The organism is Rhodococcus sp. 21391 (assembly GCF_016772255.1).
GTDB classification, from domain to species: Bacteria; Actinomycetota; Actinomycetes; order Mycobacteriales; family Mycobacteriaceae; genus Rhodococcus_F; species Rhodococcus_F opacus.
The window spans coordinates 177,058-189,953 of sequence record NZ_CP063782.1 but is presented as its reverse complement, the minus strand read 5'-3'; the positions used below and the strand labels follow the sequence as shown (position 1 = coordinate 189,953).

Sequence of the window (12,896 nt, the reverse complement as noted above, 5' to 3'; positions counted from 1 at the left end):
CATTTTTGCTTGTAGGATTGGAGCCAATTTTGTAGACTTATGTGGCTACCGTTCATCAAGGCCTCGGTATCGGGCGCCTTCATTTCACGAGTTCAGACAAATTCCAATTACTGGAGGAAACAGCAATGAATGCTGAGCCCCGCCGGATGCGCTTTGGCGTGTTCCTCGGTCCATACCACCGGTTCGGTGTAAACCCGAATCTCGCGATGCAGCGTGACCTCGAGCTGGCATCCCACCTCGAGCGGCTCGGGTTCGACGAGATCTGGTACGGCGAACACCATTCGGGTGGCGTCGAGACGATCGCTTCGCCAGAGCTCATGATCGCGGCGGCCTCTCAGTGCACCGAGAGGATCCGACTCGGCACCGGAGTGTCTTCGCTGCCGTATCACCAGCCGTTCGTGCTGGCCGATCGGATCATTCAGCTCGATCACATGACGCGGGGCCGAATGATGTTCGGCGTCGGCCCGGGCCAACTGCTCGACGACGCCAGGATGATCGGAATCGAGCCCTCAACCCAACGGGCCAGAATGGAGGAGGCGCTTGATGTCATTCTGCGTCTCTTCGCCGGCGAAACGGTCACCGCGAAAACCGAGTGGTTCACACTGCAGGATGCGGTGCTTCAGCTGCCGCGGTACTCGAACTTCGAGATCGCTGTGACGGGTGCGGTGTCGGCGACCGGGCCTTCACTCGCAGGTAAGTACGGAACGAGTCTGCTGTCGCTGGCGGCCACCGACCCCGTCGGGCTTGAGCGGCTTGCGGGGCACTGGGAGATCGTCGAGACCGAGTCCGCCGCCAGCGGACATGTCCCGAGCCGCGACAACTGGCGACTGCACGGTCCGATGTACATTGCGGAGACATTCGAGCAGGCGAAAAAGGACGTTGCCTACGGGATGCCGTGGCTTCTTGAATACTTGTCGCACATTGCCCCGACGGCGCTCAAGAACTTTGACTCAATTGACGGCCTCGTGAAGGAAATCAACGAATCCGGACGTGGAGTGGTCGGAACGCCGGAGATGGCAGTTGAGCAGTTGACCCGCCTCCAGGAGAAGTCCGGCGGTTTCGGAACGTACCTGTTCCAGGGGTCCGACTACGCCCGGTGGCCCAACACCTTGCGCAGCTACGAACTCTTTGCGGAGGAGGTCATGCCACGGGTGAACGGGCAACTCGAGCCGCTCAAAGCCAGCGTCGATCGGGTGCTGGCAAGCGGAAAGGAAGGTGCCGAGACGACCGCGCGCTCACAGGCGGAGGCCACCGAGCGGTACAACCGCCTGCGCGCCGAACGCAGCTGAGAGTCGGTTGTGTCCGTTCGCTGATCCAAAGAAAGGGTGACGATGCTATCGCGTGTCGGGAGCAATTCCGGGCCGCTCACGGACCTCGTGGTTCTAGAGGTCTCGGCCCGCGCAGCCGGTGCTTACTGTGGACGACTCCTGTCCCTACTCGGTGCGACAGTGGTCAGAGTCGAGGCGCCATTGGTGCTTGACGTGCCGGCGGCCCTCGACGATATCGTGGCCAATTCGCTCAATCGCGGCAAGCAGACCGTTGAGTTCGACAGTGCCGACCTCGCTGAGATAGCTCGACGTTGCAGCGTCGTCGTCGTGGATTCACGCGACGATGACGCTGCCGACGGTAAGTTCACAGCGATCACGCGTGCGGTGCAGGAGATCTGCCCACCAAGGACCCCGGTCGTCGATCTCGGCGGACTACGTCAGACGCTCGACAACACCGCGGCAGCAGTGCCGTTTGCACCGATCATCGCTACAGCGGCATCAGGTCTGGCGTGGGGTATCGGGTCGCCCGATTCGGAACCACTATCCTTGCCGTTCGACCTCGCGGATTACCTCACCGGAACAGAGGGGGCTGCGGCTGCCGCACTGGCACTCCTGCGTTCGGTGGGAGAGGTAGACGATGTGGGCCAACACTGGGATGTAACCGCGGCAGATGTGCTCTCGTACTACGTCGGTCAGATCGGATCCAACTTTCTTCCCTACGATCGCCCATGGCGGCGTGACGGTCCACGCGCGACGCTGTCAGGAGGCTCCTATCCTGCGGCGATGTTCCCTTGCCAAGACGGTTGGGTGTCGATTATGTGCCGAACCCAGCGTGAGTACGACGGGCTTCTCGACGGATTGGGGCGCCCGGAGTGGACTCGCTCGGCCAAATTCACCGATCCACGAGTCGTGGCCCGGTTGCACGCGGACGAGGCCGACAAGCATCTCACGGCATGGACGAGCGCCCGCACACGCGACGAGGTCTTTGCCGTCGGTCGACAGTACGGATTTCCGGTCGCACCGGTGCTGACCATCGCGGAGTCTCTCTCCGAGGAGCAGTTCGCTCACCGAGGGTTCTTCGAATCTGGACCGAACCAGATGGTCCTGCCTGGATCGCCATACCATCTCTACCGGACAGAGGCTTCTGAGAAAGACCGGACCCGAGTGTCAGGTTGGCCTGCGGCCGAGGCCCAATCGTCCAAGCAGCCATTAGCTGGACTCCGCGTCCTCGACCTGTCCTGGGTGTGGTCCGGGCCCATGGTGACCGCCACGCTGCGTGACCTCGGCGCAGAGGTAGTGAAGGTGGAGCACCGCAGTCGCGCCGATCCAGCCAGATTGCGAGGTCGGGCCCTTCGCAATGGGGTCCCGGTCGAGGGGCCGGAACTCGAGGTCACGCCGTACTTCAATCAGCTCAATCGTGCCAAGCGCAGCGTCGCTATCGACATGGGCTCAACCGAGGGGGCGGCGTTGATCGGCCGACTTGCTGCGGAGTCGGACGTGGTGGTGGAAAACATGCGGCCGGGAGTGCTGGCTCGCAGGGGACTGGACTATGAATCCCTGTCACAGACAAACCCTGGCCTCGTGATGGTCTCGATGTCGATGCTTGGCCAGACCGGACCCCTGAGCGGGATCAGGGGATACGCGCCGGTGATGTCCGGCTTGGCCGGCCTGGATTCCCTCGTCGGATACGACTCCGATCGGCTGATCGGAACGTACAACCCTGCCCTTGGCGACCCGAATGGCGCCGGCCATGCACTGGTCGCGCTCTTGTCAGCGCTTGTCGGACGGCAACGCACCGGGCAGGGGTGCTACATCGACCTATCGCAGGTGGAGGCATTGCTCAGCGTTTTGACCGGACCGATCATCCAGACTCAGGTGGACGGACACGTTCCGGTACCTGCGAACAGACACCAGCGCCTACCGCTGCATGGCACCTTCGCCTGTGCAGGAACCGACAATTGGGTCTCGATTGCGGCTCGCACAGAACGTGAACTGTCTGCTGTCGGAGCGGTCGTGAATGCGCCACACACGGCTTCCAGTTCGAGCATCACGGCACTCGTACGGGAGTGGACGGTCGATCGTGATGCTGATGCAGTTGCCAATGTCATGCGTGCCCAAGGGGTCCCGGCCGCTCGCGTCGTTGGATACGAAGAGGCGCTCTTCGGCGAGCGGGCGAGTGAACGGGGTGTAGGGACTGTCACCAGCCATCGTTGGCTGGGAGAGCAGATGGTGGTTACTGTTCCGTGGAAGGTTGATGGCCACGGATTCACTGCGGGCGGGGCCGCTCCCCAACTCGGCGAGGACACGGAGGCCGTTCTCGCGGAAGTGCTCGCACTCAGGGCGGCGGATCTCGCCGAGCTTCGACAGCGTGCCGTAATCGAGTAGCCATGAACGATTCGGCCAGCAGCTCGCACAACACACAGGTCGTGCACGCGACCTTTTCTCCGATCAGCGCATGCACTCCGCATGGCTGTGTGCGTTTACCGTTCGCGATCTCAAGGGCGTAAACGTCCGCGAACTCGCGGAGGGCCCGTTGCCCAGACAAGGAATCATTGCAATGACGCAGACCAACGCATCTCACGCTACTGACGAGGTACAGTATGACCCTCCCGAACGAGAGGAGTGGCGTCGCGGCTGGACGGTAGTGCTCGCTGCCGCACTCGCCTATGGCGCAGGTCCGGTTCTCCTCCTCACTACGGCGAGCGTATTCATCAACCCCACCATCGAGGCCACAGGTTGGAGTAGAAATCAGGTACTCATCTCGCCTCTACTCACCGCGATCTTCGCGGCGTTCAGTCCGGTGGCCGGGCGACTTGCGGACCGGTACGGCGCTCGGCGCGTCGTAGCATCCGGATTGGCAGCTTACACAGTCGTATTGGTCGTCTTCGCGTTCACCCCGCTCAATCTCGCGACCTTTTACACGCTAGCGGTTCTCATGGGAATCTTTGGTGCGGTCGGTTACATCGTCCCCATCAACCGAGCGGTGGCAAGCTGGTTCGAAAAGGGCGCGGGTAAGGCCTTCGGCCTGGTCGGGGCGGGGGGCGCGGCGATGCCTCTCATCGCAGTACCGCTGGTCGCCTTTGTGATCTATACCTTCAGCTGGAAGGCCGGATATCTGCTTCTCGCAGGATGTATCCTCGTCATCGCTCTGCCAGCGGTCCTCATCGGCCTCAAGACGCGGCCAGAAGACCACGTCGAAGGTGCCAGGGTATCGGAGCATGCGAGCACCGCAGAGGACATCGCGCCACGTAAGATACTCATGTCATACCGCTTCTGGATTTTTGCTCTCGCTTCGGTGCTCGCATATGGGACCACACAAGGATTCCTCGCACACATGCAGCCAATCATGCTCGACGGCGGCTTCAGCGTAGCGTTGGCGACAACCGCCACGACGTTGATCACTGTCGGTGTACTCATCGGACGCCTGGGGGCCGGCGTGCTGCTCGACATCGTGTCGCGCTACCCGGTGGCTATCGGTATCTTCCTCATCTCAGCCGTCGGCGCAATCGGCTTGGCCAACTTCGCACTGCTAGTACCTGTCGTGATCATCATTGCAGCCATGGCGGTCTCGGTGAGCCAAGGCGCCGAGGGAGATATCATTGCCTACTTCATGTTGCGGGACCACGGTCGAAAGCACTTCGGTACTCTTTTCTCCGCCGTGTACGCAGTCAATGCGGTCGGTGGACTCAGTGGTCCGTACGTCTTTGGAACACTTCGAGACTCTACGGGTAGCTACGCTGTTGCCAGCTATGTCGGTTCTGCGCTCTTTGCGGTGGCTGCGCTGTTGATGGCCCTCTACTGGGCAACTGCACGACGCGCAACTCCATCGGCCGCACTGGAGAATCGAGCGTAGTGGCAACCTACCTGGGCGACAGATATCGAGATCGCGGAAGCGTTGTGGGGGAACAAGTTGAACGCGCTACTGCAGGAGTGATCCCGAATGATGGTGTGCTTGCGGATTGGTGGGGATTCTCGGAATAGCGGTTCGGCGTTCCACATCGGCAACCTATGAGTGGGCAGATCGGCGAGTGGGCAGATCGGCAGAGTCAGCTGTCGATCTGCCCACCGCCACGACTATCGCTGCCTCCAGCGGTATCGGTCGGGCACTGGCAAGTCGGGTCCGTCGATCCACGGGAACGTTGATTGACGGGGACCGCCAGGTCTTCAGAAGCCGCCTAAACCTGTGCCCATCACACGGAGTCAACTCCAGTTGGGGAGGACGTTGCCGTGACGCCCCCGTGCTACGTGCGAGCCCGAGGCCGACGAGTCGGCAGAGTCAAAATCAAAGGAGCGAAGTGCTGTGATCCTGGATGTTACCGATAGCTCTCTGGATGTTCGCGAGACGGACGACTTTCGCCGCCTACACGTTGAGGTACCAGAACTGCCCGCTACCGGCGTCGTGCTGGCAGTTCTTCGCGATTCGAACCTGGTCGCCGCCATCGATGGCACCGAGGTACTCCTCCACGCCCATGTGCTCCGTCAGGCGGCAGGATCTGCACACGGAAGCGATTGGCACTCAAGTTTCGATGTGATGCTCCGGTACGCGGCGACCAAGGGCTGGTATGACGAGACGTGTGGAACGATCCGAGTCCACTGCCAGGCACGTCGACCTGGTGATACGGCAAACCGGCCTTGATTTTCCACTCGAAACAGCACGCTCGGGACTCCTCGTGGACGTCGCAGTGGGGATAGGCGCAGCTTCCGGCTCGAGCCTGGCCGCCACCGCCGAACATTTGAACGCACCCTGCGCCGAAGTGGTTGGGGTCGACCTCCCCGGCTCTGCCACACACGCCATCACAAGGCCGTCGCTGCGACGCTCGAAAGTCCACCCTGCCAGGCCTTCGACTGGAGGATCCCCGCCAAGGTCCTTAACCATCATCGACGCTCGATCCACCAAATGGTGTTGCGGCGACCTCGTCGACTCGAGACGAGAGGCGATCCATCGACGCCACTCGGTTCGGCGACACTACCTCCCGGATCATTCGGGAGGCGGGGCAAGAAGTTGTATCGAACCGTTGTCCCGCGGCACGGGACCATGAAGAACATCGCGGAGTCGACGGCCGTCCGTGATGCCGGCTACATGTACGAACTGGGTAAGGCGCGGATTGGCCTGCAGGATGCCGAATGGAGTGCGTGGGGTGCAACCGAGGTCGTGCTCGAAGGAGCTGGTGGTTGGAACCCGCACCTGCGTTCCGTGCGGGAAGCGATAGCGATCGGCACAGTTGCAGCCCCGGACGCGACCCGAGCGACCGAGAGAGCGCCGAGACTTGGCGGTGCAAGGGCGATCCGCCGAGACATGCCCCTCGAGCGGGCGTTCAGAAGCGCCACCCCGGTTCCACCGCCAGGGCGACTCCGGCAAGGCCTACGGCATGATCAATCGCGGGGCCCTCGGCTTCGTCGGCTGACCCGAGCAAACACGGAATCCGGTGTCGCTGAGCGGCCGGTGGCACCACATCGCGAATCAGTCGGCGAGGGCGACGGCACCACGGACGAGAAGATCGAGGACTTCGTCCTTCGACAACGTGCCGTGCTCGAGCCATTCGGTCGTGGCGCCGCTGATCATTCCTTGGAAAGCGCGCACCCGGGCGCGAGAGACTTCCGAATCGGGCATCTGCGTGACCGCAAGAATGCGATCCTCCCAGGAGGCGAGGCTACCTCTGAGGAGAGCTGCGATTTCCTCATCAGCGGTGCGATGCGCTCGCATCAGTGCGGTGAATGTCGCGCGGTTCTCCTCGACGAGATTCAGCCATCGAGTGAACAGCGCCCGGGTGGCATCGGCGACAGGGACGTCGTGTTGTGCCACTCCTCGCGGAAGGTGCGACGGCAGGGCGGAGAAGCGGCGCACGACCTCGAGGTAGAGGTTGCGTTTGTTGCCGAAGTGGTAGTTGAGATTCGTGCGGGTGGTGCCTGCTGCGCGCGCCAACTCCTCGGTCGAGACGGAGTCGTACGCGTGGTCAGCGAAGATGCGCTGCGCAGCCTCGATCATCCGCTCTCGACGATCGTCGGCATCGAGCCGGACCCGTCGATCGGGAGCATGATTGACCGTCATAGGGATACCGTAGCCGTCTGCTCCTCGGATTGGGGCCTCGGCGGCCGAGACAGGTGGGGGTCCTGTCGACTGGACCCCCACCTGTGTTCCCTTACGGGATCGGTGCCGCGGACACCTGGACTATCCACCCAGGGCGAAGTCGACGGCTTCCTCGAAACTTCGCAGGTCGAAGTAGTCACGCCATTCGGTGATCTTGCCGTTCTGGATGTGCAGGATGCCGTTGACGGGCAACTCGAACGACTTCCCGGTGGGAAGCGCCGTCAGCAGATCGACCCTCTCGGTGAACACGATCCCATCCCGGGACGCGATGTAGAAGGTGTCGATCTTGTCGATGCGCAACACGGTGAACAGGCCGGCGAGCGTCGTATGGACGGCATCGCGTCCATACGCGGCGGGCAGGGGCATGTTCTGGTACATCGTGTCGTCGGCGAAGTAGTCGATCAGGCGGTCGGCGTCATTGCTGCTGAGGGCCTCCATGAACTCGAGCACCAATGCCTCGTCGGCGCCCGCAGGTTTCGCTGCTCCCGACGACGGGTCGGCCCACTGGGGTCGTTGAATCGACTGTGTCACTTTCACTCTCCTGTTGATTGGGTGTATGCCGGAGTGATCGCCAACGTATATGGCGCCGATCACACGCGATGTCCCATATCGAGACAGTCCGCAGCGGTCACACGCTCGTGCGTATCGAAATGCGACGACCGCGACCCGGTGTCGGATGTGAGGCTCGAAGCACCAGCTCACAACCCGGGAGAACAAGATGTACGTAGAGGTGACGCCGCCCGGACCGCCCACGGTCCGGGAACCCGATGACTTTCACCGCCTGTCGATAGTGGCGACCAACTCCGGGCAGGCGCCGAGTTCGGTACTCGACGCGCTCCTGTCCGTGAACCTAGCCGTCACTGGGTCGACCCTCGATGCAGTCAAACTCGACGTGGCAGCACTTCGGGAGGCGGCGCGATCAGCTCACCCCACGACCCCCACTCCGCAGTGGGAGCACAGTTTCGACGCGATGCTCGACTACGCAAAGCACAAGGGCTGGTTCGAGCCGAACGCCGGCACTGTTGCCGCACATATCGAATGGATGGAAGCCACCCGATGATCATCACTCCCGACACCGTTGCCCTGGTCACCGGAGGAGCGTCCGGCCTGGGCCTGGCCACCACCGCGGAGCTCGTCAGAGCAGGCGCACGTGTCGTCGCGCTCGATCTTCCGTCGGCGGACCTGAGCGGTCTGCACGAGTTCGACGGCGCCGTGAGATTCGTGGGCGCCGATGTACGAGAAAGTGACCAGGTCGGACCCGCTGTCGATATCGCCGCGGGATGGGGTGACCTGCGAATCGTCGTCAACTGCGCGGGGATCGGTGATCCCGCCCGCACCCTGAGCTCGAAAGGGCCGCTCGATCTCGACCGATTCCGCCGAGTGATCGAGGTCAACCTGATCGGCAGCTTCAACGTCATCCGCCTCGCAGCGCCCGCTATCGCCGGAACCGAAGCCGTCGACGGTGAACGCGGTGTCATCGTCAACACCGCGTCGGTCGCGGCCTACGACGGCCAGATCGGACAGGCGTCCTACTCGGCCTCCAAGGGCGGCATCGTCGGGATGACACTGCCGATCGCCCGGGACCTCGCGGACCGTCTCGTGCGGGTGATGACAATCGCTCCCGGAATGTTCGAAACCCCTATTCTCAACGGACTTTCGGACGATGCACGTGCATCGCTCGAAGCTCAGGTCCCGCACCCGTCCAGGCTGGGGCGGCCCGCCGAGTACGCCGGGCTGATCCGGCACATCGTGGAGAACCCCATGCTCAACGGCGAAACGATCAGACTTGACGGAGCGATCCGAATGGCGCCCCGATGACCACCGCCGAGAACCGGGTCGCCCTTGTCACCGGTGCAAGCCGAGGAATCGGCGCCCGGATTGCCACCGCCCTCGCTCACCGCGGGTGGGACCTCACCCTCAGCGCCCGCCGTCCGGAGTCGCTTCAGGAGTTCGCTGAGAATCTCGCAGAGAAGACCGGCAGGCAGGTCCTCGCGGTTCCCGCCGACATGTCTGACGAAGATGCTGTCTCTGAACTCGCCGGACGTCACGATGAATCCTTCGATCGGCTCGACGCGCTCGTCCTCAACGCCGGAATGGGTGCGATCGGACCGTTCTCCGACTTTCCGCTACGCAAGCTGGACAAGCTGTTCACCGTCAACGTCAGGTCCGCGTATCAACTCGTCCAGCAACTCCTGCCGACACTTCGAGAGACAGGTACCCGTTCGACGACGGGTGCCCGCGTCATCGCGATGGCATCGATGGCCGGGGTCAGCGCAGAGCCGCTGAACTCCGCCTACGGGGCCACCAAAGCCGCGCTGATCTCCCTGTGCGAAACCCTCACCGTGGAGGAACACGCCCACGGCGTCTCCGGTGTCGCCGTGTGCCCCGGTTACGTCGCCACCGACATGACGGCAAGCCGGGACGATGTCGACGCCGACACGATGATCACAGCCGACGACGTCGCCGACCAGACAGTCGCAGTGACTCAACTGTCACGGACAGTCGTCATTCCGCGGCTGCTATTGACACGCCCGGGGCCCAACCTCTGGCACGCCTGACCCACCCAACGCGGTATCACCCCTGCCGATCAATCAGACCGGCACCCACCAACAAGGAGTTTCTCTCGTGACCATCGACGCAGTGATCGTGGACGCCGTCCGCACCGGATCCGGGCGCGGCAAGCCGGGCGGTGCACTCTCCGGCGTGCACCCCGCAGACCTTCTCTCCCAAACCCTCAGCGCCCTTCTCGCTCGCAACGATTTCGACCCCGCGTTGATCGACGACGTGATCGCGGGCTGCGTGTCGCAGACCGGTGAGCAAGCCCTCAACATCGCCCGCACCGCTGCACTGCGAGCCGGGCTTCCCGAATCCGTGCCGGGCACCTCCGTCGACCGTCAGTGCGGCAGCAGTCAGCAGGCCGCGCACTTCGCCGCACAGGGTGTCATCGCGGGGGCGTACGACATCGTCGTGGCCTGCGGCGTCGAGTCGATGAGCCGGATCCCGATGGGAGCGAGCTCGCAGGGCCAGGACCCCACCGTGGGACCGTTGTCGGACCGGTACCCGGACGGACTGGTCAACCAGGGCGTGTCTGCTGAACTCATCGCCGCGAAGTGGGGTCTCGACCGCGCGACTCTCGACGAGTACGCGGCCCGCTCGCACCGGCTCGCCGACGAGGCGCACACCGCTGGTCGTTTCGAGCGCGAACTGATCCCGATCACCCTCCCCGACGGCTCGATCCACCGCGTAGACGAGACACTCCGGTCCAGCACCACCGCAGAAGGCCTCGGCGGACTGAAGCCGTCGTTCGCGCGCCCGGAGCACGACGAGCGGTTCCCGCAGATCAACTGGTCGATCACCCCGGGAAACTCCTCGCCGCTGACCGACGCCGCATCCGCTGTTCTGATCATGTCGGCGACCAAGGCAGCCGAGCTCGGCTTGACACCGCGCGCCCGGTTCCATTCCTTCGCGGTTACCGGCAGCGATCCGCTCTACATGCTCACCGGCGTCATCCCGGCCACCCGCAAGGTGCTCGAGCGCAGCGGTCTGCGTATCGATGAGATCGACACCTACGAGGTCAACGAAGCATTCGCTCCAGTGCCGTTGTGCTGGGAGAAGGAGCTCGACACCGATCCCAAGAAGCTCAACCCCAGTGGCGGTGCGATCTCCCTCGGCCACGCGCTCGGGGCGTCAGGGACTCGCCTGCTGACCACGATGGTCGGTAACCTCGAGCACACCGGTGGACGGTACGGGTTGCAGACGATGTGCGAGGGCGGCGGCATGGCGAACGCCACCGTCATCGAGCGCCTCTGACCCGAGCCGATACGACTGTGGCCTCCTCCCGATCGGGAGGAGGCCACAGTCGTATCGGCTCGTCAGACGGCGGGCTCGAAATGCGAGATGTCGAGAATCTGTCCGGTGCGCTCCTCGGCCCACACCGCACGCACCCGTGATCCCGCCGGCAGTTGTGCCCGGATGCCCGCCGGGTCGGAGAAGTCCAACCCGACGATGTAGTGCATCAGCAAGGTGTCGGCGCCGTCCAGGCGAATACCACCGATGGCGTACGGAGCCTTCGGGCCACCGCGGAATCCCTGCCACACCACGGTGAACACGACGAGGTCACCTTCACCGCTGAGCTCGACCCATTCGTCATTTCGCTCGAACGAGTCCTCGCAGTATGCCTGCGGGGGAACGTAGACCTTCGTCGACTTGGCCCCGGTGTTGGCGAGGATCTTCTTCTCCCGCAGACCCTGCATGAACCGGCCCCAAGTCTCACCGAGATGGATGTCGTAGTCCAGATCCCAGTGCACGGGAGTTGTGGTCACGGCCTGGTCGATGGTGCTGGTGGTTTCGCTCATGATGCGTGCTCCTCGGTCGATCGTTCGAATACTGCCAAGTTCTCGAATTGGAAGAAGGTTCCTCCGGTGCCGTGCGCCAACCCGGTGCGGGCACCGTCGACCCGGATTTCTTCCGGCGCATCGCCCATCACTTGCCACGCCACGTAGACGTACGGAGCGAGTTCGCCCGCGACCCCGGCGTTGGTGCATTTCGGCCCGCCGGAAAGGTTGATCGGCAGACTGCCACCCTGTCGGCTGTCCGGCGACTTGATGAGATCGATTCCTTTTCCGGCAGGACACAACTGAAGTGCCTCGAGCTGCATCGGCTGCATGTGGGCGTACGGGGCGAAGACTTCCACGACATCGAACTCGCGATACGGATCGCGGATGCCGGCCTTCGCATACACCCGCCGAGCCAGCATGGCGAGGTTCTCCATGGCGCCGAAGTCGCCCTTGCCGCCGCCGAGGTACGGGTCACCGGAGGTGCCGATCGCCCGAATCACTGCAGGTGTCGTCTTCAGCGAACGCGCGGATTCCTCGGAGGTCACCAGCATGGCGCACGCCGAGGTCGACACCGGGCACACCATCGGCTGCGTAAGTGGCGACGACAATGGGGTGCCGCCGACGACCTCGTCGACAGTCAGGGTGTACCGCAGGTGGGCGTAGGGGTTGCGGGAGGCCTTCTCGTGATCGGCGACCGCGACAGCAGCGAAATCGGAGACGCTGACGCCGTGCCGCGCCTGATAGGCACTCGCAGCGAAGGCACCCATGTGAAATCCGCCCATGCCGAGCGGCTGCTCGACGACCATCGGGGAGTTGGTGTTGATCGCGGACTGGAGATCATGGACCCCGTAGAATGTGGGGCCGCCGACAACGAGAACTCGCTCGTGGGTGCCGGCACTGACCATGCGCGCCGCGACCTGCATCAGGTTTCCGCCGGTCGTGCCACCGGTGTTGACCACCGTCAGCGGAATGTTCGCGCCGAGTCCGAGGAACCGTGAGCGGTACTTGCCGCCGAGCACGGTGCCCTCGAACCCGTCGATGTTGCCGACCACGATGGCGTCGATGCTCTCCGGTGTCGCGCCGGAGTGCTCGAGCGTCCGCCAGGCGGCCTGCTGGCACAGTTCGATGAACGAGAACTGTTGTTTGCGTGGAGAAGTGGCCTCGGTGATGCCGACACCGCCGACTACTGCATGTCGAGCCATT

At 63.4% G+C, this 12,896-nt stretch carries 11 protein-coding genes; 7 read left to right on the top strand and 4 right to left on the bottom strand.

Going from position 1 to position 12,896, the window contains the following annotated elements; all coding sequences use genetic code 11:
• Window positions 1-146: 146 nt before the first annotated feature.
• The 3 genes from GO592_RS35575 to GO592_RS35565 all read left to right on the top strand — a co-directional run bounded on the left by GO592_RS35575 (window position 147) and on the right by GO592_RS35565 (window position 5,121).
• Entirely contained in the window at window positions 147-1,289 is a 1,143-nt protein-coding gene (locus GO592_RS35575) for an LLM class flavin-dependent oxidoreductase (protein ID WP_007299588.1), read from the top strand.
• A 42-nt stretch (window positions 1,290-1,331) separates the two neighbouring features.
• On the top strand, window positions 1,332-3,653 hold the full coding sequence (locus GO592_RS35570) for a CaiB/BaiF CoA-transferase family protein (RefSeq protein ID WP_007299589.1): 2,322 nt from the start codon (window positions 1,332-1,334) through the stop codon (window positions 3,651-3,653).
• A gap of 172 nt (window positions 3,654-3,825) precedes the next feature.
• Window positions 3,826-5,121, top strand: a complete 1,296-nt coding sequence (locus tag GO592_RS35565) for an MFS transporter (RefSeq protein ID WP_007299590.1) — start codon at window positions 3,826-3,828, stop codon at window positions 5,119-5,121.
• Between the two features lie 1,608 nt (window positions 5,122-6,729).
• Here the strand turns inward: GO592_RS35565 and GO592_RS35560 are convergent.
• Entirely contained in the window at window positions 6,730-7,317 is a 588-nt protein-coding gene (locus GO592_RS35560; RefSeq protein WP_007299591.1) for a TetR/AcrR family transcriptional regulator, read from the bottom strand.
• Window positions 7,318-7,437: 120 nt separating this feature from the next.
• Window positions 7,438-7,887: a limonene-1,2-epoxide hydrolase family protein gene (locus GO592_RS35555; protein ID WP_007299592.1), complete on the bottom strand. Its 450-nt coding sequence runs from the start codon at window positions 7,885-7,887 to the stop codon at window positions 7,438-7,440.
• A gap of 187 nt (window positions 7,888-8,074) precedes the next feature.
• Here GO592_RS35555 and GO592_RS35550 point away from each other — a divergent pair, with 187 nt between their 5' ends.
• The 4 genes from GO592_RS35550 (at window position 8,075) to GO592_RS35535 (ending at window position 11,166) form a co-directional block, all read left to right on the top strand.
• The gene (locus GO592_RS35550) at window positions 8,075-8,416 is read left to right on the top strand and encodes a hypothetical protein (protein ID WP_007299593.1); all 342 of its coding nucleotides are present in this window, start codon (window positions 8,075-8,077) and stop codon (window positions 8,414-8,416) included.
• A complete protein-coding gene (locus tag GO592_RS35545) occupies window positions 8,413-9,174 on the top strand; it encodes an SDR family NAD(P)-dependent oxidoreductase (protein ID WP_007299594.1) in 762 nt (253 codons plus the stop codon). The genes GO592_RS35550 and GO592_RS35545 overlap by 4 nt, the downstream gene beginning before the upstream one ends.
• The gene (locus GO592_RS35540) at window positions 9,171-9,914 is read left to right on the top strand and encodes an SDR family NAD(P)-dependent oxidoreductase (RefSeq protein ID WP_007299595.1); all 744 of its coding nucleotides are present in this window, start codon (window positions 9,171-9,173) and stop codon (window positions 9,912-9,914) included. Before GO592_RS35545 ends, GO592_RS35540 begins: the two co-directional genes overlap by 4 nt.
• A gap of 67 nt (window positions 9,915-9,981) precedes the next feature.
• A complete protein-coding gene (locus tag GO592_RS35535; RefSeq protein WP_007299596.1) occupies window positions 9,982-11,166 on the top strand; it encodes a thiolase family protein in 1,185 nt (394 codons plus the stop codon).
• 62 nt (window positions 11,167-11,228) lie between these two features.
• Here the strand turns inward: GO592_RS35535 and GO592_RS35530 are convergent, their stop codons facing one another.
• Both GO592_RS35530 and GO592_RS35525 read right to left on the bottom strand, forming a co-directional pair.
• A complete protein-coding gene (locus tag GO592_RS35530) occupies window positions 11,229-11,711 on the bottom strand; it encodes a Zn-ribbon domain-containing OB-fold protein (RefSeq protein WP_007299597.1) in 483 nt (160 codons plus the stop codon).
• Entirely contained in the window at window positions 11,708-12,895 is a 1,188-nt protein-coding gene (locus GO592_RS35525) for a thiolase family protein (protein ID WP_007299598.1), read from the bottom strand. Before GO592_RS35525 ends, GO592_RS35530 begins: the two co-directional genes overlap by 4 nt.
• Window position 12,896 lies beyond the last annotated feature (1 nt).